This window comes from Mycobacterium sp. ABE4_509, assembly GCF_056160785.1.
Genome location: NZ_JBSWXU010000019.1, coordinates 37,905 through 58,210 on the forward strand (window position 1 = coordinate 37,905; position 20,306 = coordinate 58,210).

At 69.4% G+C, this 20,306-nt stretch carries 15 protein-coding genes; 6 read left to right on the forward strand and 9 right to left on the reverse strand.

The features are described 5' to 3' along the window. Positions 1–272: 272 nt before the first annotated feature. Positions 273–1,286, forward strand: a complete 1,014-nt coding sequence (locus tag ACXAID_RS06760) for a zinc-binding metallopeptidase family protein (protein WP_475021418.1) — start codon at positions 273–275, stop codon at positions 1,284–1,286. Positions 1,287–1,431: 145 nt separating this feature from the next. Here ACXAID_RS06760 and ACXAID_RS06765 read toward each other — a convergent pair whose 3' ends face one another. The 3 genes from ACXAID_RS06765 to ACXAID_RS06775 all read right to left on the reverse strand — a co-directional run bounded on the left by ACXAID_RS06765 (position 1,432) and on the right by ACXAID_RS06775 (position 7,372). Next, entirely contained in the window at positions 1,432–3,666 is a 2,235-nt protein-coding gene (locus tag ACXAID_RS06765; protein ID WP_475021419.1) for a molybdopterin-containing oxidoreductase family protein, read from the reverse strand. 71 nt (positions 3,667–3,737) lie between these two features. Further along, on the reverse strand, positions 3,738–5,630 hold the full coding sequence (locus tag ACXAID_RS06770) for an ABC transporter ATP-binding protein (RefSeq protein ID WP_475021434.1): 1,893 nt from the start codon (positions 5,628–5,630) through the stop codon (positions 3,738–3,740). An 8-nt stretch (positions 5,631–5,638) separates the two neighbouring features. Continuing rightward, the gene (locus ACXAID_RS06775; RefSeq protein WP_475021435.1) at positions 5,639–7,372 is read right to left on the reverse strand and encodes an ABC transporter ATP-binding protein; all 1,734 of its coding nucleotides are present in this window, start codon (positions 7,370–7,372) and stop codon (positions 5,639–5,641) included. A 118-nt stretch (positions 7,373–7,490) separates the two neighbouring features. Here ACXAID_RS06775 and ACXAID_RS06780 point away from each other — a divergent pair, with 118 nt between their 5' ends. Beyond that, complete coding sequence (locus tag ACXAID_RS06780) at positions 7,491–8,066, forward strand: DUF3558 domain-containing protein (protein ID WP_475021436.1); 576 nt, start codon at positions 7,491–7,493, stop codon at positions 8,064–8,066. Beyond that, positions 8,063–8,611, forward strand: a complete 549-nt coding sequence (locus ACXAID_RS06785; RefSeq protein WP_475021420.1) for a DUF3558 domain-containing protein — start codon at positions 8,063–8,065, stop codon at positions 8,609–8,611. The genes ACXAID_RS06780 and ACXAID_RS06785 overlap by 4 nt, the downstream gene beginning before the upstream one ends. A gap of 46 nt (positions 8,612–8,657) precedes the next feature. On the opposite strand, the gene ACXAID_RS06790 is transcribed toward ACXAID_RS06785, so the two are convergent. After that, on the reverse strand, positions 8,658–9,182 hold the full coding sequence (locus ACXAID_RS06790) for a SixA phosphatase family protein (protein ID WP_475021421.1): 525 nt from the start codon (positions 9,180–9,182) through the stop codon (positions 8,658–8,660). 114 nt (positions 9,183–9,296) lie between these two features. Here ACXAID_RS06790 and ACXAID_RS06795 point away from each other — a divergent pair, with 114 nt between their 5' ends. From ACXAID_RS06795 to ACXAID_RS06805, 3 genes are all read left to right on the forward strand, one after another. Then, positions 9,297–10,445, forward strand: coding sequence for a metallophosphoesterase family protein (locus tag ACXAID_RS06795; protein WP_475021422.1), 1,149 nt, complete (start codon positions 9,297–9,299; stop codon positions 10,443–10,445). After that, positions 10,442–13,093 (forward strand): AAA family ATPase, encoded by a 2,652-nt coding sequence (locus ACXAID_RS06800; RefSeq protein ID WP_475021423.1) that lies wholly within the window; start codon positions 10,442–10,444, stop codon positions 13,091–13,093. Before ACXAID_RS06795 ends, ACXAID_RS06800 begins: the two co-directional genes overlap by 4 nt. Positions 13,094–13,155: 62 nt before the next feature. Further along, the gene (locus tag ACXAID_RS06805) at positions 13,156–14,421 is read left to right on the forward strand and encodes an alpha/beta fold hydrolase (protein ID WP_475021424.1); all 1,266 of its coding nucleotides are present in this window, start codon (positions 13,156–13,158) and stop codon (positions 14,419–14,421) included. On the opposite strand, the gene ACXAID_RS06810 is transcribed toward ACXAID_RS06805, so the two are convergent. The 5 genes from ACXAID_RS06810 to ACXAID_RS06830 form a co-directional block, all read right to left on the reverse strand. After that, complete coding sequence (locus ACXAID_RS06810; RefSeq protein ID WP_475021437.1) at positions 14,408–16,066, reverse strand: ABC transporter family substrate-binding protein; 1,659 nt, start codon at positions 16,064–16,066, stop codon at positions 14,408–14,410. The genes ACXAID_RS06805 and ACXAID_RS06810 overlap by 14 nt on opposite strands. 71 nt (positions 16,067–16,137) lie before the next feature. Beyond that, complete coding sequence (locus tag ACXAID_RS06815) at positions 16,138–17,976, reverse strand: dipeptide ABC transporter ATP-binding protein (protein WP_475021425.1); 1,839 nt, start codon at positions 17,974–17,976, stop codon at positions 16,138–16,140. Then, positions 17,973–18,893, reverse strand: a complete 921-nt coding sequence (locus tag ACXAID_RS06820) for an ABC transporter permease (RefSeq protein ID WP_475021426.1) — start codon at positions 18,891–18,893, stop codon at positions 17,973–17,975. The genes ACXAID_RS06815 and ACXAID_RS06820 overlap by 4 nt, the downstream gene beginning before the upstream one ends. Further along, on the reverse strand, positions 18,890–19,867 hold the full coding sequence (locus tag ACXAID_RS06825) for an ABC transporter permease (RefSeq protein WP_475021427.1): 978 nt from the start codon (positions 19,865–19,867) through the stop codon (positions 18,890–18,892). The genes ACXAID_RS06820 and ACXAID_RS06825 overlap by 4 nt, the downstream gene beginning before the upstream one ends. 99 nt (positions 19,868–19,966) lie before the next feature. Further along, positions 19,967–20,306, reverse strand: a 340-nt coding sequence (locus tag ACXAID_RS06830) for a hypothetical protein (RefSeq protein WP_475021428.1), incomplete at its 5' end; no start/stop codon positions are given.

The window sequence follows — 20,306 nt, forward strand, 5'->3', positions numbered from 1 at the left end:
CGGAGCTTGAACATCGAACAGCTGTCGGGCCGGGCGCCGCAGTCGCCCTCATCACCGGTCGTCGGACCTGCTGTTTGATAAGCTGTGGTGACCAGGGTCCGAGCAAGCAGATCCCGGACCGTGTGCTTCTCTTGAGTTTCCACCCGGTGGGAGCTTTCCTTCGTTCCCGACCCGCAGTGTTCTCTGAGCTGACGTTCGGACACAGCGCTACCTACCGTCGGCGCTGAGGCTTGCTCGCCTGCGTAGGCTTCCAACCTGAACGGATCATCCGCATGCGCGACTTCACCTGCCCGAGATGTGGGCAGCACCTGACCTTCGAGAACACACTGTGCCTGTCTTGCGGAAGCAAGCTCGGATACTCCAGCGAGCAGGCGACGATGGTGCTCGTCGATGCCCAAGAACAACCGCTGTGCGCGAATTCGGTTATTGCGCAGTGCAACTGGCTGATCGATTCGACGTCGGCCGCAGCGGGGGGCGAGCTCTGCGCATCCTGCCGACTGACACGAACCCGTCCGCACGACTCTGACCTCGACGGGATGGCCAGTTTCGCCTTGGCTGAGAACGCCAAACGCCGCCTGATCGCCGAGCTGATCGAACTGCGACTGCCCATCGTGGATCGCACGCAGGACCCAGAGTTCGGGCTGGCGTTCGACCTGCTGTCGAGCGCCGACGAGAGGGTCGTCACCGGACACGAGGACGGCGTGATCACGCTGGACCTCGCAGAGGGCGACGACGTGCGCCGCGAGGAATTGCGCGTCGCCCTGGACGAGCCGTATCGCACATTGCTGGGCCACTTTCGTCATGAAACCGGACACGCGTATTTTCATCATCTGGTCGGCGGCTGGGTCGCGCGCAGTTCGCAATTCGCCGATCTCTTCGGAGACCCCGGCGTCGACTATCAGGCATCGCTCGACCGCCACTATCAGATCGGACCCCCGGCAGACTGGTCGACGCGGTACGTGTCCACCTACGCTTCGATGCACCCGGCCGAGGACTGGGCCGAGACGTTTGCCCACTACCTGCACATCCGTGACACGCTGGATACCGCAGCGTCCTTCGGCCTTGCCCCGGCCGCTGCAGCCTTCGATCTGTTACATCTGGGACCCAACCGATTCGACACGCTCATCGGCATGTGGCTGCCCCTGGCGTGGTCGCTGAATATGATCAACCGCTCGATGGGCCGTGCGGACCTCTACCCCTTCGTCCTGCCCCACCCGGTGCTGGAGAAGATGCGCTTCGTCCACACCGTCATCGACGATGCAGCCCTGTTAGCCGGACCGCGGTGAGCGGTTCGACGCCATGCCAACCACCCGCCTTCCGCGGCCCCGGTGACCGAGCCGCCCGCAGCCCCGACGCCGTGTTCCCGGCTCCCGGAAACGTGTTCCGGTCGGGTGCACGCCGCGCCGCCAGGCGCCGCGGTGACATCGAGGATCACGACCGTGGCACAGTCGTCCGGCTGCTGTCGGGGATCGGGCTTTCGGGATCTGTCGCCGAGGCCACCGGCTCGACGCAGACGTACGACGAATTGAGCGCCGCGGTCTGCGACAACGGATCCACCGGCCCGCCGTCGACGAGCAGGTTGCGGTTCACGCCGTGCGACACCGGACCGGCGCTCCCGTTCGGATCGAAAACCCTTGACCCCCAGCCATGGTCGATGATCACCACACCGGGACGTGGACGCGGGTCCACCGTCGCGGTCAACTCGACCCGGCCGACCGGCGAGGCCACCGCGACCAGGTCGCCGTCGCCGATACCCAGGTGTCTCGCGTCGTCGGGGTGGATGACCACGTCGCTGCCCTTGCCGCCGGGGTGCAGCCCCGGCAGCTCGTTGAGCCACGAATTCATCGAATGCCGCTGGCGGCGGTTGGCCAGCTGGAACGGGTAGCCCGGCGGCGGTGACGGCGCCGCCTCGGCCAGCAGTTCGCGTGCCCGCGTAACGAATTCCGGCGGCGCCACGTGAACTTTCTTGTCCGCGGTGCGCAGCGCGCCGCGGAAATGGCCGAACTCCCGAGGTCCCAGCACCCAGCCGTGCGGATGGGCCAGCACGTCACGCCACCTGATCCTGCGGCCCTCGATCTTTCTGCCGGTGGCCACCAGCAGCCGGTGAATCCAGTACGGCCCGAACTCGAGCCCGGGCCGGCGGGTCAGACGCGCCAGCCGCCGGGTCGCGGTGACGAAGCCGTTGACCCCGCGCGCCCCGAACAGCGGCCGCTTCATCGCCAGCGCCAGATCGGTGAAGATGCGCCACTCCTCGCGCGCCGACGGGGGCGGGTCCACAGCGCGCACCCCGTACTGCAGGTAGGGCTCGTCGTGCAGATTGCTGGTGAACGCCAGCAGGTCGTCACGCTCGAGCCAGTGCACCGCCGGCAGCAGCCAGTGGGCGTGCCGGTGGCTCTCCCGCTGCACGAAGTCGATGGCCACCAACAGATCGAGGCTCGCCAGTGCACGGTCGAGCTTGGCGCCGTCCGGACCGGAGATCACCGGGTTACCGCTGTTGATCACCATCGCCCGGATCTGGCCGTGCCCGGCGGTGGTGATCTCGTCGGGCAACTCGCTGAGCGCATGCGCCCCGGCGACCATGTCCCGGCCGCGCAGCCGGCTGCGGTGCGCAGACGTCGCGGCCAGGCCGGCCAGCCGCAGCGCGTCGACGTAGCCGGGTTCGAAGCGCCGCCCACCCGGGCGGTCCATCCGTCCGGTGATCACGTTGAGCACCTGGCCCAGCCACTCGGCCACGGTGCCGGCCAGATGCAACGACACCCCGGTGCGGGTCACAACCATCGCCCGCGGCGCCGCGGCAAAACCCCTTGCCACATCGGCGATCTGGTCCGCCGGAACGTCGCAGCGGCGGGCCAGGTCGGCGATATCGGCATCAGCCACCAGATCCCGCAACCGGTCCATGCCGACGGCCAGGTCGGCGCAGTCCCCACGATGCTGCAGGTCCTCGTCGAGGATGATCTTGACCATCGCCAGCAGCAGTGCCCAGTCCTGGCCCGGGCGCACCGCCAGATGCACGTCGGCGTGTTCGGCGGTCTCGGTACGCAACGGGTCGACGACCACGATCGTCGCGCCCAGCTCCCGGCGCGCCAGGGTCCGGCGCCACCCACCGGGCACCGACTCCAGCCAATTCCATGCGCTCACCGCCGGGTTGGCCCCCACGATCAGGAAGTAGTCGCAGTTGTCGACATCGGAGACCGGCACCATCAGTGACGAGCCGTACATCTTGTCGGCGACGACGTGCAGCGCGTTCTGGTCGACCGAGCCGACCGCGTAGCGGTTGTGGGTGCCGACCGCGTCCAGCCAGCCGTTCATGAACATCAGGTTCGACGACGAGTAGCCGGCCGGGTTGCCGTAGTAGGCGGCCACCGCGTCGGGCCCGCCGTGGTCGATGACGGTGTTGAGCCGGGCGGCGATGTCGGTGATGGCCTCGTCCCAGCTGGTCTCGACGTAGTGGTTGGGGCTCTCACCGACCCGCTTCATCGGAGCGGTGATGCGGCGGGGATGCTCGACCACCTGATTGGCGGTGCGGCCCTTGGCGCAGAAATCCCGCCAGCTGTGCGGATTCTGCTTGTCCGGCGAGATCTTGACGACCCGGCCGTCGTCCACCGTCACGTCGACTCCGCACGACGCCAGGCAGTACCGGCAGAACGTGTGCACGGTGCGGGGCATGCCGCCATGGTGCCCGACCCCGGCAAGTGCGTCCGGCGAATGCCATTGAGCACACCGCTTGATTCAGCGGTTCAGCGCTGGACCATCGTCCAGTACTCACCCCGCCGCGCCAGCAGTTCGGCGTGACTGCCGCGCTCCACGATCCGGCCCGCCTCCATCACGAGGATGACATCGGCATCGCGGATGGTCGACAGCCGGTGGGCGATGATGAAACTGGTTCGGTCCCGGCGCAGCTGGGCCATCGCGTGCTGGATCAGCACCTCGGTGCGGGTGTCCACCGAACTGGTGGCCTCATCGAGGATCAGCAGCTGCGGCTGGGCCAGCACCGCCCGGGCGATGGTGATCAGCTGGCGCTCCCCGGCGCTGATGTTCGCTCCGCCGTCGCTGATGCGGGTGTCATAGCCGTCGGGAAGGGTGTGCACGAAGCGGTCCACATAGGCCGCCGCGGCTGCGTCGGTCACCTGTTCGGGGGTCGCATCCGGGCGGCCGTAGGCGATGTTGTCGTACACCGTGCCGGCGAACAGCCAGGTGTCCTGCAGCACCATGCCGATCTGAGAGCGCAGCGAGGCGCGGCTCACCGAGGTGATGTCGACATCGTCGACCAGGATCCGGCCCGAATCGACGTCGTAGAACCGCATCAACAGATTCACCAAGGTGGTCTTGCCCGCCCCGGTCGGGCCGACGATCGCAACGGTCGAACCCGGCTCGGCCACCAAGGACAGATTCTCGATCACCGGTGTGTCGGGCAGATAGCCGAACGAGACATGGTCGAACTCGACCCGTCCCCGCCGGGTGGCGCCGACCGCGGGCAGGGCAGCCGGCGGATCGCCCGGCTCCTCCTCGGCATCGAGCAGGTCGAAGACCCGCTCGGCGCTGGCCACTCCGGACTGCATCGTGTTGTACATGCCCGCGATCTGGGTCAGCGGCTGGTTGAACTGGCGGACGTACTGGATGAACGCCTGGATGCCGCCCAGTGTGATCTGGCCGGTGGCCACCTGCAGCCCACCGACGACGGCGACCGCCACATAACTCAGGTTGCCGATGAACACCGTCGCGGGGGACACCAGACCCGACAGGAACTGCGCCCCGAAGCTGGCGCGGTACACGTCGTCGTTGAGCTCGCCGAACGTCTCGATGGCGCCGGCCCGGTGCCCATAGGTCTTGACCACCGTGAATCCGCTGTAGGTCTCCTCGATGTGGGCGTTGAGCCGGCCGGTGTTGGTCCACTGGTCGACGAACAGCTTGCGTGACCGCCGCGCGATCGACCGCGTCACCCACAGCGACAACGGCACCGTCACCACGGTCAACAGGGTCAACAGCGGCGAGATGGTCAGCATCATCGCCAGCACCCCGAACACCGTGAGCACCGCGGTCAGCAGCTGGGTGATCGACATCGACAGCGACTGCTGCACGTTGTCGACGTCGTTGGTCACCCGGCTGAGCACCTCACCGCGATGACGGGAGTCGAAGTAGCGCAGCGGCAGCCGGTGCACCTTGTCCTCGACGTCGGCGCGCAGCTTGACCATCGTCTTCTGAACCACCACGTTCAACAGCCGGGCCTGCAGCCAGACCATCAGCGCGGCAACCAGGTACAGCGCCAGCGCCAGTGCCAGCGTGCGTGCCACGGCCGCGAAGTCGACGCCCTGTCCGGGAACCACGTCCATCCCGGAGAGCAGGTCGGCGAAGGTGTCGTCGCCGCGCTCCCGGGCCGCCTCGACGGCCTGGTCCTTGGTCAGCCCTGCCGGCAGCTGGCGACCGATCACCCCGTTGAAGAGCAGATCGGTGGCATGTCCGAGGATCCGCGGTCCGGCCACGCTGATCGCGATGCCGGCGATGCCCAGCAGCATCACCGTGATGGTCAGACCGCGCTGCGGGGTGAGCCGTTTGAGCAGCCGGACCGCCGAGCCGGTGAAGTCCCGGGACCGAACCTGCGGCGGTTCGTTGGTGCGCATCGGGCGCGCCATCGGGCCGGTCACGGTTCACCTGCCGGCACCGACTGCGAATCCGCCAGCTCCCGGTAGGCCGAACAGGTGCGCAGCAGCTGCTCGTGAGTTCCCGCTCCGACGACCGAGCCGTTGTCGACGACGACGATCTGGTCGGCCGTGGACACCGTCGAAATCCGTTGCGAAACCACGATGAACGTCGCGCCCCGGGACACCTCGGCCAGGGCCGCCCGCACTCGGGAGTCGGTGTGCACGTCGAGTGCGGAGAAGGCGTCGTCGAACAGGTAGACCGGGGGGCGGCGGATCACCGCGCGGGCAATGGCCAACCGTTGCCGCTGGCCGCCGGACAGACTCATCCCGCCCTGCGCGATGCGCATCCCCAGACCGTCCGGATGCGCGGCGACGAAGTCGTCGGCCGCGGCGACGCGCAGCGCCGCCCACATCTCGTCCTCGGTCGCCTCGGCCTTCCCGAAGCGCAGGTTGTCGGCCACGGTGCCGGCGAACAGGTAACCGCGCTGGGGGACCAGGCCGATGGCCGCCCACAGCTGTTCGGTGTCGATGTCGCGGACGTCCACGCCGTCGACGCGGACCGCTCCGCCGGTGACGTCGTAGAGCCGGCAGATCAGGGCGATCAGGGTGGACTTGCCCGACCCGGTGGACCCGACGACCGCGGTGGTGGTGCCCGGCCGCGCCGTCAACGAGACCCGCTGCAGCACCGGGCGGTCGGCCCCCTCGTAGCTGAATGTGGCGTCGTCGAAAACGATCTCGCCGCTGATCTGCGAGAGCGGTGCCGGCTCTGCCGGGTTGCCGATCGCCGGGCGGGTGTCGAGCACCTCGGTGATCCGTTCGGCACACACCGAGGCGCGCGGGATGATCACCAGGATGAACGTCGCCATCAGCACCGCCATCAGGATCTGCATGAAGTAGGCCAGGAACGCGATCAACGAGCCGACCTGCATTTCGCCGGCGTCGATGCGCAGCCCGCCGAACCAGATCAGTGCCACGCTGGACACGTTGATCACCAGGGTGGTCACGGGCAGCATCAACGCCTGCCAGCGCCCGGCGTCCAGCGCGGTGCCGGCCAGCGCCTGGTTGGCCTCGGCGAAGCGGCCACGCTCGAACGGTTCCCGGGCGAACGCCCGCACCACCCGCAACCCGGTGAGTTGTTCGCGCAGCACGCGGTTGATCCCGTCGATCTGGCCCTGCAGCCGCCGGAAGATCGGCAACAGGTGCGACACGATCCAGTAGTTGGTGACCGCCAGCACCGGCACGCTGACCACCAGCAACCAGGACAGCCCGGCATTCTGGTGCACGGCCATCGCGATTCCGCCCACCCCCATGATCGGGGCGGTGATGAGCATGGTGCAGGTCAGCTGGACCAGCAGCTGGATCTGTTGGACGTCGTTGGTGGTGCGGGTCAGCAGCGAGGGGGCGCCGAAACGTGCCGTCTCCTCGGCCGAGAAGCCGGTCACGTGGACGAAGACCGCCGCGCGCAGATCGCGCCCCACACCCATGGCCGCGCGCGAGCCGAAGTACACCGCTCCCACGGCGCACACCACCTGCAGCGCGGTCACCGCCAGCATCACCATCCCGAGCTCGACGATGCGGCGCAGGTCGCCCTGCGAGACCCCGTCGTCGATGATCGCGGCGTTGACGGTCGGCAGGTACAGAGTCGCCAGGGTGCTGATGACCTGGAAAGCGGCGACCGTCACGAGCAGTCCGCGATACGGCCGCACGTGCCGTCGCAGCAACGCCCAGAGCATCCCGTTACTGTCGCACACGCCCGGTGTGTCACCCGTGTTCGACGCCGGCCGCTGAGAATTGGATAAAGTGGCTGGTCAGTCGGCATGTCGGTGGTTGGGTCCGGGGGTGGCCGCTACAGTGCATGGCGTGACCCGCAGCTCCCACCGACATCGCCGCCCCGCGCAGCGACTAGCCGTCGTTGCTGCAGCCATCGTTTCGCTGCTGGCCGCGTGCTCGGATTCCGAATCGCCCGCACCCGAAGTCCCGGTCAGCCAGGCTCCGGAGCAGAACGTCTCGCACGGTCCGTTCTTCCCGGAGTGCGGCGGCATCAGCGACGCGGAGATGACAGAGCAGACGCAGGTCGTCGGCCTGGTCAACACCGCCAAGACCTCGGTGGGCTGTCAGTGGCTGGCCGGCGGCAGCATCCTCGGCCCGCACTTCTCCTTCACCTGGTTCCGCGGCAGCCCGATCGGCCGCGAACGCAAGACCATGGAGCTGTCCCGCACCAGCGTCGAGGACATCACCATCGAAGGCCATGAGGGCTTCATGGGGATCAACGAGGACCCGACCATGGGCGTCAACCTGTGTGAGATCGGTGTGCAGTTCGGCGACGACTTCATCGAATGGTCGATCAGCTACGCCCAGGAACCCTTCCCGGACGCCTGCGACGTGGCCACCGAACTGACCCGCCAGTCGATTGTGAACTCCAAATGAGCGCCCGCCACGCCCTCGCCGCTGCGGTTGCCGCGCTGGCCGGGCTGCTGCTGCTGACCGGGTGCACCCAGACCGTCGAGGGCACCGCCGCCACGGCCGGCTCGGGCAGCGTGCCCCGCAACAACGACTCCGAGCGCCAGTACCCGAACCTGCTCAAGGAGTGCGACGTCCTCACCGAGGACATCCTGGCCGAGACGGTGGGCGCCGACCCGCTGGACATCCAGAGCACGTTCGTCGGCGCGGTGTGTCGCTGGCAGGCCGCCAACCCGGCCGGGCTGGTCGACATCACCCGCTTCTGGTTCGAGCTGGGCAGCCTGGACCATGAGCGCCAGGTCGCCCAGGAGCTCAACTACGACACCGAGAACCGGTCCATCGCCGGTATCCAGTCGATCGTGATGCGTCCCAACGACCCCAACGGCGCCTGCGGCGTGGCCAGCGACGCGGCCGGGGTGGTGGGCTGGTGGGTCAACCCGCAGACGCCCGGGATCGACGCCTGCGGGATGGCGATCAAGCTGATGGAACTGACGCTGGCCACCCGCGCGTAGCCCCGGTTGGATTGCGCGCTCAGCGCGCCCCGGTTGGATTGCGCGCTCAGCGCGCGATGTGAAAGTCCACCAGTTCCGCGCCGCCCCGCTCCAGTTCGGCCCACGGGCGGGCCGTCCGCAGCACCGCCACCGCCGACGTCGGGAACTTCTCCAGGATCGCCTCCGCGGTGGCGCCCCGGCTGGTCTGCTCGTCGGCGAGCGCCAGCGCCAGCGCCGACATCACCGGTTCGTGCCCGACCACCAGCAGAGTCGCCGGCTCCGCGGCGGGGCCGAACCGCGACACCACCCCATTGATCTCGTCGATCACGGTTCCCGGCGTGGACTCGTAGATGCGGTCGACGTACTGCACCGGCGCGCTGATCTTGGTGCGCTCCAGGGTCTGGCGGGTCCGTGTCGCGGTCGAACACAGCACCGCGTCGACCGGATCGACGTTCGCCCTGATCCAGTCGCCCATCAGCGCCGCTTCGCGAACGCCGCGATCGGCCAGCGGGCGGTCGTGGTCGGCCACCCCCGAGGGGTAGCCCGACTTGGCGTGTCGAAGCAGCAGCAGGGTGCGCGATCCGGCGGTCATCCGAACAACGGTAGGGCATGCCGGTCGGCATCCCGGGAGTTGTCAGAGCGCGGCCATAGACTCGCGGTGCCCGGATCGACCGGCCGGCCTCCAAACCGGGAAGGACAGCCTGACATGCGCTTTCTGCACACTGCCGACTGGCAGCTCGGGATGACCCGGCATTTCCTGAGCCCCGACGCCCAGCCCCGCTACTCGGCTGCCCGTCGCGCGGCGGTCGCCGGTCTGGGCCCGCTGGCCGCCGAGACGGGAGCCGAGTTCGTGGTGGTCGCCGGCGACGTGTTCGAACACAATCAGCTCGCCCCGGACGAGGTCGGAAAATCGCTGGAGGCGATGCGCGGGATCGGGGTGCCGGTGTATCTGCTGCCCGGCAACCACGACCCGCTGGACGCCTCATCGGTGTACACCAGTGCGTTGTTCACCGCCGAGCGGCCCGACAACGTGATCGTGCTGGACCGGCCCGGCGTGCACGAGGTGCGGCCCGGGCTGCAACTCGTCGCGGCGCCCTGGTACTCCAAGGCGCCGACCGCTGACCTGGTCGGCGAGGTCGTCGACGATCTGCCCGCCGACGGCGTGACCCGCATCCTCGTGGGTCACGGTGCGGTGGACATCCTGGTCCCAGACAAGGACCGCGCGTCCCTCATCCGGCTCGGCGCGCTGGAGGCCGCCCTCGACCGAGGCGCTGTGCACTACGTCGCGTTGGGTGACAAGCACTCCCGGATGAGCGTCGGCGGCACCGGCCGGATCTGGTATTCGGGTTCACCGGAGGTGACCAACTACGACGACGTCGAGCCCGATCCCGGGCATGTGCTCGTCGTCGACATCGACGAGTCCGACGAGCGCCGCCCGGTGCACGTCGACTCCGCCCGCGTCGGACGGTGGCGCTTCATCTCGCTGCGCCGCTCGGTCGACGACGGCCGAGACGTCGCCGACCTCGACGTCAACCTGGACCTGATGCCCGACAAGGAGCGCACGGTGATCCGGCTGGGCCTGGTCGGATCGTTGACCGTCACCGACCGTGCCGCACTCGATGCCTGCCTGGACCGCTACGCGCGGCTGTTCGGCGCCCTGGTGCCGTGGGACCGGCAAACCGACCTCGCCGTGGTGCCCGCCGACGGCGAGTTCGACGATCTCGGCATCGGCGGGTTCGCCGCCGCCGCGGTCGACGAACTGGTCGCCACCGCACGCTCCGGCAGCACCGAGGCCGACGACGCGCGGGCGGCGCTGGCACTGCTGCTGCGGCTGGCCGACGGGAGCGCGGCATGAAGCTGCACCGGCTGACACTGACCAACTACCGGGGAGTCACCCACCGTGACATCGAGTTCCCCGACCACGGTGTGGTGGTGATCAGCGGCGCCAACGAGATCGGCAAGTCCTCGATGCTCGAGGCCCTCGACCTGCTGCTGGAGGCCAAGGACCGCTCGACCAAGAAAGAGGTCAAGCAGGTCAAGCCCACCCACGCCGATGTCGGCGCCGAGGTCACGGCCGAAATCACCACCGGCCCTTATCGCTTCGTTTACCGGAAGCGGTTCCACAAGCGGCCGGAGACGGAGCTGACGGTGCTGGCGCCCCGGCGCGAGCAGCTCACCGGCGACGAGGCGCATGAACGGGTACGGGCCATGCTCGCCGAGACCATGGACGTGCAACTGTGGCAGGCGCAGCGGGTGCTGCAGTCGGCGTCCACCTCCGCCGCGGACCTGTCCGGGTCCGATGCGCTGTCCCGCGCCCTCGACGTCGCCGCCGGCGAGGTCGATGAGGCGATCGCCGGTGGCGGCACCGTCGACTCGCTGTTGATCGACCGCATCGACGCCGAGTACCGCCGCTACTTCACCACCACCGGACGTCCGACCGGGGAGTGGGCGGCGGCCACGACGCGGCTGCGCAGCGCCGACGAGCAGGTGGCGCGGTGCGCGGCGGCGATCGCCGAGGTCGACGAAGCGGTCCGGCGGCACGCCGAGCTGACCGACGAGGCCGCCGCACTCCAGGGCCAGACTGGCTGCGCTGCAGAACAACTCACAGCTGCGCAGGAAGCTGCCGACGCCGTCGAATCGCTGCGCGCCGAGCTCGAGCGGGCACGCGCGGTGGCCGAGGCGGCGACCTTGAAGCACACCGCGTCGTTGGCCGCGCTCACCGAGCGGCGCCGCGCCCGCGCCGACATCGATGAGCGCACTGCGACGGTCGCCCGCCTGCTCGCCGAGTCCGATTCGGCGGCTGAGGAATTGGCGGCCGCAACCGAAGTGCAGGAGGAGGCCGAGGCGGGCGCCGCCGAAGCCCGCTCGGCGCTCGAGACGGTGCGCCACCGCGTCGAAACGGCACGCACCGCCGTGCAGCGGCTGGCCGACCGGGAGGAGGCCGATCGGCTCGCCGGCCGGCTCGCCAAGTTGGAGCGGCATCAACGCGAGCTCGACGAGGTGCAGCGTGAACTCGCCGCCATCGCGGTCAACCCCTCGCTGATGACGGCCATCGAAGAGGCCGGTGCAGTCGCCGATCGCGCCACCGCCGCCGCCGAACAGGCCTCCGCGCACGTCGAATTGGCGGCCGACACCGAACTCGAGGTTGCGATCGGCGATGAACGGGTGTCGCTGCGCGCCGGCGAGCGCTGGTCGGCGGGAATCACCGGGCCCGCCGGCGTCGTGGTGCCCGGAACGTTGTCGCTGCAGGTGGTGCCCGGCGCATCGGCTGCAGCCACGCAGGCCGGGCTGGAGCGCGCCGCGGCGACGCTGGCGCAGCTTCTCGAGCGGGCCGGGGCCGACGACATCGGAGCGGCCCGTGCGTTCGATCAGCGGCGCCGCGAGTTGGTCGCCTCGGCTGACCGGTTGCAGGGCATCGTCGACGTTCTCGCCGCCGACGACACCGTCGAAGCCTTGCAGTCCCGGATGTCGGTGTTGGAGGCCGGATTGCCCGCCGACGACGGGCTGTGGGACGGCGCGGCCGAGGGCCCGCAGGACCCCACGGCATTGCGCGCCGAACTCGACGCCGCCACAGCTGCCCATGAACGCTTGGTGCGCGACTGCGAGACCTACCGCAAGGTCGCCGAGCAAGCCGCCAAGAAGCTCGCCGAGTGTGGGCTGCGTGCGGCACGGGCCAAGGAGAAGCTCAACGCCGCGCAGACCGAGCTGGCCCTGGCCGGTCAGCGGTTGGCCGCGCAACGCGGTGAAACCGGTGACGAGGAACTCGCCGTCACGGCCGACGCCGACGCCGAGGCGGCCCGGGCCGCCGAGGTGACCGTGGCCGGGGTGCGCGACGAACTCGCCCGCCACGCACCCGAGGCCGTGATGGCCGCCCTCGCGGACGCGCGCCGGCAGCACGACCGGGTCCACGCCGACCACGAACGCGCCACCGAGGCGCTTCGCGAGGTCGCCACCCAACTCAAGGTGTACGGCACCGAGGGCCGCAAGGGCAGCTTCGACGAAGCCGAAACCGAGCGGGCCCACGCCGAAGCCGAATTCCAGCGGGTGCAGCGCCGGGCCAAGGCCGCCCAGCTGCTGCGCACAGTCATGGTCCGGCACCGCGACGCCACCCGGCTGCGCTACGTCGACCCCTACCGCAGCGAGGTGGAACGGCTGGGCCGCATGGTGTTCGGCGACAGCTTCGAAGTGGACGTCGACGCAGAGCTGCACATCGGTGGGCGAACGCTGTCGGGGCGCACCGTGCCCTACGAATCGCTGTCCGGTGGAGCCAAGGAGCAGCTGGGCATCGTCGCCAGGCTGGCCAGCGCCGCGCTGGTGGCCAAGGAAGACGGTGTCCCGGTGGTGATCGACGACGCGCTGGGCTTCACCGACGCCGACCGGCTGGCCAAGATGGCCGACGTGTTCGATGCGGTGGCAGGCGAGGGGCAGGTGATCATCCTGACCTGCAGTCCACAGCGCTACGACGGGGTGCGCAGCGCCAGTCGCATCGAGCTGACGGCATAGCCGGCCACGGCGGGCATCCATCGCCGAGGCCGCGAACCCGGCCGCCAGGCACAATGAACACGATGACGATGAACCCCCGCCGTCAGCGGGCGCACGACCGGCTCGCCGGGTTGGCCGGGGTGCGCGCGGTCCGCCGGCCGGTGCGTCCCGGTACCGGGGATTCCGGTGAGCACTTCGATGTCTACTACGTGCGGACGGGCCGCAAATCGGCGCATCCACTGGTGGTTGTCCCCGGCGGCCCGGGCGCGGCATCGGTGGCGCTGTACCGGACGTTTCGGCGGCACGCCGCGATCCAGGGTCTCGACGTGATCATGGTCGAACATCGCGGGGTCGGGTTGTCCCGGCACGACGACGCGGGAAACGACCTGCCGCCGGAGGCAATCGACCTCGACGCCGCCGTCGACGACATCGCCGCCGTCCTCGATGACGCCAAGGTCGACCAGGCCGACGTCTACGGCGCCTCCTACGGCAGCTACCTCGCCGCCGGCCTGGGGCTGCGGCATCCGGGGCGGGTGCACGCGATGGTGCTCGATTCGCCGCTAATGTCCGCGCACGACATCGCCGAGGCGCGTGCGCAGATCCGGCGGGTGCTGTGGGACGGCACCGCGCCGGACAGCGGCGAACTGGCGGCCAAGGTCTCGCGGTTGGTGGCCAATGGAATCTTCACACCACAGGCCGTTCTGCAGGCGGTGGGCATCTACGAGCTCGCCGGACCCGCCGTGCTCCGGCGCCAACTGGATCTGCTGCTGGCCGGCCACGACTGGGTCTGGGCAGCGGTCGGGCTGGGCAGCCGGATGCTACTGGAACGCCAGACCCCCTACCATCACGAGCCCGATCTGGTCGAGCGCATCGCCTACCGCCAACTGAACTACGGCGCGGTGCCGGACGGCGGGCCGCTCGACCCCGCGGTCGCTTTCCGCGAGATCGCCTCCGGTGACGCCGACTTCGTCGCCGAACCTTATGACCTGAGTTCTGCCATGCCCGGATTCAGCTGGCCCACCGTGGTGGTGTCGGGCGGGCGCGACCTGACCACCCCGCCGGCGATAGCGCACCGGGTCGCGAGCCTGATCCCCGATTCGGTGCTGGTCTCGCTGCCCACCGCCGGGCACAGCATCCTCGACACCCGGGAACGGGCCGCACTGCAGATCTGCCGCGCGGTCGCCGCCGGCACGGTCGGTGAGTTACCAGGCCGGGCAGCCGAACTCGACGCGATGCCGGCCAACCTGTCCATCCGGCTGCTGGTGCGCGCGGTCACCCTGGCGGCCAAGGCCGAGGCGGTGGTGCCCGACGCGCTGCCGCGTGCCGTGCGTCAGCTCACGGCTTCATGAACCCGACGGCGGTGTAGTTCAGGTCGCCGATGCCGGTGGGCCCGAAGTTGGCCAGGGTGCTTCGGACCGCGAGGTTGCCCGGGGACTGGAACAGCGGCAGGCTGAACCCTTCGTCCCAGATCATCTTGTCCAGTTCGTTGGCCAGGTCGCGCGCTTTGGCCGGGTCCAGCTCGGAGAGCGTCTCGTCGATCTGGGCGTCGACCTCCGGGCTGCCGATCTTGCCGAAGTTGCTCTCCCCGTCCGAGGCGTAGATCTGGGTCAGGCTGGCCAGCGCGAACGCATCTCCACCCCAGGCGAACTGGGCGATGTCGAAGTTTCCGGGTGTGACGTAGTCGGTGAACAACTGCCCGCCGCCGACGGCGTTGAGCTGCAGCTCGACCCCGATCTGGGCGAGGTTGTTCTGCGCGATCTGGGCGATCGAGCGGGTGCTCTGGGCGTCGTAGAACACATCGCGCACCGTCAGCCTGCGCCCGTCCTTCTCCCGGAACTGCCCGTTCAGCTGCCAGCCCAGCGCGTCCAGATCCGCTTTGGCGGCCTCCGGGTCGTAGGGGATGCTGTTGTCCTGGTAGCCCTCCTGGCCGGCCAGATAGATGTGGTTGTTCAGCGGCACCGGGTTGTCGACCAGCCCACGCTGGGTGATCGACGCGATCGCCTGGCGGTCGATGCCCTTGCTGATCGCGGCGCGCAGCGCCGGATCGGCCAGGATGGACCCCTCCGCGCCGTTGAACGTCAGGTGGTACCAGCTCGGCGCCGGAGCGCGCCGGATCGAGACGCCTTCGGTGCGCCGGGCGATGGTCAGATCGTCCAGCGTGGCCAGGCCCACCGCGTCGATCGCGTTGTTCTGCAGGGCCGGCATCTTGGCCGCGTCGTCGAGCACTGTGTAGGTCACCGAATCCAGCACCGGGGTCTCACCCCACCAGTCCGGGTTGCGGGTCAACACGATTCGCTGCGCGCCGCGGTCCACCGTGCTGATCATGAACGGTCCGGCCGACGGTGCGGGACCGTCGAGAAAGCCCCGGTTGAACGCCTCGGGATCCTCGGTCATCACCTTGGGGGCCAGCATCGCGTTGCCGGCGAACATGCCGCGCCAGTCCGCGAAATGCTGGTCGAACGTGATCACCGCCTGCCGGTCGTCGACACCTCTGGTCACCGAGCCGACCCGCTCGCTGCCGTTGGGGGAGGCGAACAGGTACCGGTCGTCCTCGCCGCTGGTCGCGTTGATCTGTGCGGCGATGTCCTCCCAGGTGATCGGGGTGCCATCGGTCCACACCGCCTGCGGGTTGATCGTGTAGGTGACCACTTGCGGGTCGGTGCTGGTCAGCTCGACGTCGGTGAAGTAGTCGGTGTTGACCGTCATCTCGCCGTCGGGCTCGATGACGAACGCGCGTGGCATCGTCCAGCGCAGCAGTGCGCCGAAGTCGCCGACGTTTCCGTCGATGTGCAGGTAGTTGAAGTTGGGCGGGAACCCGTTCAACGCCAGGCGCAGGTTGCCGCCCTGCTGCAGGGTGGCGGGGTCCTGCGGATTGATGTCGGCGCTCGCACCGAGCTCGGCGTCGCCACCGGCCGACGGGACCTCGGGGTCCGGGCTCGAGCAGCCGGTCACCACCAGACCCAGCACCGCTCCCACCGCGAGCAGACGCACCATCGCACTTTTGAGGGTCGATCCGTGCGAGTCGGTGACTGTTCGCGGTCTCAAATAGCCCATGACGACCGACTCTAATCGTGACCGGGCAGCTGTCGAGGCACCGCGGCCAGCAACCGGCGTGTGTATTCATGCCTCGGATGTTCGAAGACCTGCGTCGCGTCACCCTGCTCGACGATCGCACCGCGGTGCATCACCGCCACGTCATGAGCCAGGTGGCGCACCACCGACAGGTCGTGGGAGACGAACAGATACGCCAGTCCGAAGCGGTCCTGCAGGTCGAGCAGCAGATTGATGATCCCGGCCTGGATCGACACGTCCAGCGCCGACACCGGTTCGTCGAGGGCCAGGATCTCGGGTTGCAGCGCCAGCGCCCGGGCGATGCCGATGCGCTGTTTCTGGCCGCCGGAGAACTCGGCGGGATAGCGGCTGGCGTCCTCGTGGCGCAGCCCCACCGTGGTCAGCAACTCGGCGACCCGGTCTCTGGTGGCGGCCTTGTCGAAGCCGTTGGCCTGCAGGGGTTCTGCCAGCACATCGAAAACCGGGAGGCGCGGGTCCAGCGAGGCGACCGGGTCCTGGAACACCACCTGCAGGTCGCTGCGCAACGCCCGCCGGGCCCGCCGGTCCAACGTGGCCACGTCCGCGCCGAGCACCTCGATGGTGCCCGACTGCGGGACGTCGAGGTCGAGGATCTGGTGCAGCGTGGTCGACTTGCCCGACCCGGACTCGCCGACGATGCCCAGCGTGCGCCCCTGGCGCAGCTCGAAACTGATCCCGTCGACCGCGCGCACCTCACCGATGCGCCGCCGCAGCAGCACCCCTTTGGTCAGCGGGTAGGTCTTGACGAGGTCGCGGACGCGCACGACGACCTCCGATCCGCGCGCGGCGGCGGTGGCTTCGGCGGGTTTGCCGGGGATGCCGTAGATGTCGGCGGCGCTGCGGCCCACGACCTGGTCGCTTCTGATGCATGCGACCGTGTGATCGGGGGCCCGCGGAGCCAGCGCCGGTTCCTGCGCGCTGCAGGCCTCGACGGCCAGTGGACAGCGCGGCGTGAACGGGCAGCCCGCGGGCAGTGACACCATCGACGGCGGCGCACCGGGGATCGGCACCAGGCGGGTGCCCTGCTGCGCGTCGAGGCTGGGCGCCGAGCCGAGCAGCCCGGCGGTGTAGGGCATGGCCCGGCCGCGGTAGAGCTCGGCGACCGGCGCGGTCTCGACCGCCCGCCCGGCGTACATCACCAGGGCGCGGTCGGCGAACTGCGCGACCACGCCCAGGTCATGGGTGATGATCAGCACGCCGGCGCCGGTGACGTCGCGCGCGGTGCGCAGCACGTCGAGGATCTGGGCCTGCACGGTGACGTCCAGCGCGGTCGTCGGCTCATCGCAGATCAGCAGGTCGGGGTCGTTGGCGATCGCGATGGCGATGACCACCCGCTGCCGCTCCCCGCCGGACAGTTCGTGGGGGAACGCACGGGCGCGCTGTTCGGGCTGGGCGATGCCGACCAGCTCCAGCAGCTCCACCGCCCGGTTGCGCGCCGCGCGTTTGCCGATGTCGCGCTGATGGATCTGGATCGCCTCGGCGATCTGATCACCCACCGGGTACACCGGTGTCAGCGCCGACATCGGATCCTGGAAGACGGTGCCGATGGCGTTGCCCCGGATGCGCGACATCTGGTTGTCACCCAGGCCGAGCAGCTCGTCGCCGTGCAACCGGACCGAACCCGACACCTCGGCGTATTCGGGCAGCAGCCCGATGACGGCCATGGCGCCGGCCGACTTGCCTGCCCCGGATTCCCCGACCAGCGCGACCACCTCGCCGGAGTCGACGTGATAGTCCAGACCGCGCACCGCGTTGACGCGTTCCTCGTCGGTGGAGAACGTCACCGACAGGCCGCGGACCTCGAGCAGGCTCACCGGGTTTCCTTCCCGCGCCGGCGGCGTCGCCGGGCCGGGCGTATCCCCGGGTCCAGCGCGTCGCGCAGGCCGTCGCCGACGAGGTTGGCGCTGAACACGATCAGTACCAGGGCGCCGGCGGGAACCAGGAACACCCACGGGAACGTGGTGACCGAACCGGTGCCGTCGGCGATCAGGGTGCCCAGCGACACATCCGGTGGCTGGACCCCGAACCCCAGGAAGCTCAGCCCGGTCTCGGCCAGGATCGCCAGGCCGACGTTCAAGGTGGTGTCGATGATCAGGATGGAGGCCACGTTCGGCACGATGTGGCGGGCGATGATGCGCCAACTGGGCACGCCCATGTAGCGCGCGGCCACCACGAACTCGCGTTCACGCAGGCTCATCGTCAGACCGCGCACGATCCGGGAGCTGATCATCCAGCTGAACACCGCCAACAGCAGGATCAGCCACAGCAGGGTGCCCGATTCGCGGGTGCGGGGGGTGACGATGGCGATCAGGATGAAGGCGGGGATCACCAGCAGCAGGTCGACGATCCACATCAGCGCCCGGTCGCGCCAGCCGCCGAAGTAGCCGGCCACCGCGCCGACGGTGGCCGCGATCAGCGTCGAGATGAACGCCACGGCAACCCCGATCAGCATCGACTTCTGCATGCCGCGCAGCGTCAGCGCCAGCAGGTCCTGCCCCAGCGCGTTCGTCCCGAGCCAGTGCTGCGGGTTCGGCGGTTGCTGCAGCGCGTAGTAGTCGAGGTCGGTGTGTGAGTACGGCAGCAGCGGCGGCAGCGCATAGCAGGCCACGAACATCACTCCCAGCAGCACCAGGGACACCACTGCGGGGCGGTTGCGCAGGAACCGTCGCCACACCAGGCGGCGGCGCGACACGAAGGTGCGCTCGGTGGTGGGGGGTGCCTGTTCGGTCATGACACCCGCACCCGGGGATCGAGCACCGCGTAGATGACGTCGGAGAGCAGACCTGCGAGCAGGATCACCACCCCGAAGAACATCGTGATCGCGACGGTGATGTTGGTGTCCTGGGAGGCCACGCCCTGGACCACCCATTCACCGACGCCGTGCCAGCCGAAGATCTTCTCGACGAACACCGACCCGGTGACCAGCCCGCCGACGCTGTAGGCGAACAGGGTCGCCATCGGGATCAGCGCGGTGCGCAGCCCGTGCTTGAACAGCGCCCTGCGCCGGGTCAGGCCCTTGGCCCGGGCGGTGCGGATGAAGTCCTGCCCGAGCACGTCGAGCATCGCGTTGCGCTGATACCGGCTGAACCCCGCGATCGAGGCCAGGGCGAGGGTGAAGGTGGGCAGCACCAGGTGCTGCAGCCTGTCGACGAACCGGTTCCAGGCCCCGCCGACGACATCCGGGGAGGTTTCGCCGGTGTACTGGAACACCTGCACACCGAGGATCGTGTTGACCTTCAGCGCGCCCAGGATGAGCAGGTTGGCCACCACGAACGTCGGAGCGGACAGGATCAGCAGCGAGATCACCGTGATCACCCGGTCGGAGAGCCGGTACTGGCGGATCGCCCCCCAGGCGCCCACCACCACGCCGATGACGGTGCCGATCACCGAGCCGATCAGCACCAGCCGCAGGCTCACTCCGATGCGCCGCCACAACTCCTGGCTGACCGGTTGGCCGGCGACGGTGGTGCCGAAGTCTCCGCGGACCGCCCCGGAGACCCAGTTGGCGTAGCGGACCGGAATCGGCCTGTCGAGGTCGAGTTCGGCGGCCTTGGCGTCGATCACCGACTGGGGCGGCCGCGGGTTGCGTTCCAGCAGGCTGTCGAGCGGGTTGAAGGTCAGCGAGGTCAGGGTGAACGTCAGGAACGACACCATGCCCAGCAGCACCACGTAGTTGAGCAGCCGGCGCGCCAGAAATCGCGTCATCCGGTGGTTCCGCGGCTGGGCTGCATGCGGACAGGGTAGGAGAAATGCCGGCACCGAGCCCGCCGATGCGGTCCCGGGCGTGCCCACCGGGGCGTCTGATCAGCGTGTCTGCGGCTCCAGGAGTTCGGTCGCGGTCACGGTGTCGCCGGTGCGAAGGCCCCGCACCTGCACTGCGTCGTCCACGGCGAGGTCGGCGAGGCCGGCGGCGTCCGGGCCGGTGCCGATCCGGTAGGTCTGGCTGAAGCCGTCCTCGCTGCGCACCGTCACCGATGACGGCGACGCCGCGGTGATCGCACCGGTCTGGGTCAGCATGGTGGTGTAGCCGCCGGCGGGGTCGGCGACGACGAACTCGCCGTGCAGCGGGGCGCCGCCCGGCGGGAACGCCCCGCCGCCCCTGGTGGGCGGGCCGCCACCCGGTGCCGCCGGCCCGGCTCCCATC

Bases quoted from the DNA above. Each gene is read 5' to 3' on its own strand.
- ACXAID_RS06800 (WP_475021423.1), top strand. From the start codon at position 10,442: ATGAAGCTGCACCGGCTGACACTGACCAACTACCGGGGAGTCACCCAC.
- ACXAID_RS06785 (WP_475021420.1), top strand. From the start codon at position 8,063: ATGAGCGCCCGCCACGCCCTCGCCGCTGCGGTTGCCGCGCTGGCCGGG.
- ACXAID_RS06805 (WP_475021424.1), top strand. From the start codon at position 13,156: ATGACGATGAACCCCCGCCGTCAGCGGGCGCACGACCGGCTCGCCGGG.
- ACXAID_RS06770 (WP_475021434.1), bottom strand. From the start codon at position 5,630: ATGGCGCGCCCGATGCGCACCAACGAACCGCCGCAGGTTCGGTCCCGG.
- ACXAID_RS06795 (WP_475021422.1), top strand. From the start codon at position 9,297: ATGCGCTTTCTGCACACTGCCGACTGGCAGCTCGGGATGACCCGGCAT.
- ACXAID_RS06790 (WP_475021421.1), bottom strand. From the start codon at position 9,182: ATGACCGCCGGATCGCGCACCCTGCTGCTGCTTCGACACGCCAAGTCG.
- ACXAID_RS06820 (WP_475021426.1), bottom strand. From the start codon at position 18,893: ATGACCGAACAGGCACCCCCCACCACCGAGCGCACCTTCGTGTCGCGC.
- ACXAID_RS06760 (WP_475021418.1), top strand. From the start codon at position 273: ATGCGCGACTTCACCTGCCCGAGATGTGGGCAGCACCTGACCTTCGAG.
- ACXAID_RS06810 (WP_475021437.1), bottom strand. From the start codon at position 16,066: ATGGTGCGTCTGCTCGCGGTGGGAGCGGTGCTGGGTCTGGTGGTGACC.
- ACXAID_RS06765 (WP_475021419.1), bottom strand. From the start codon at position 3,666: ATGCCCCGCACCGTGCACACGTTCTGCCGGTACTGCCTGGCGTCGTGC.
- ACXAID_RS06825 (WP_475021427.1), bottom strand. From the start codon at position 19,867: ATGACGCGATTTCTGGCGCGCCGGCTGCTCAACTACGTGGTGCTGCTG.
- ACXAID_RS06775 (WP_475021435.1), bottom strand. From the start codon at position 7,372: ATGCTCTGGGCGTTGCTGCGACGGCACGTGCGGCCGTATCGCGGACTG.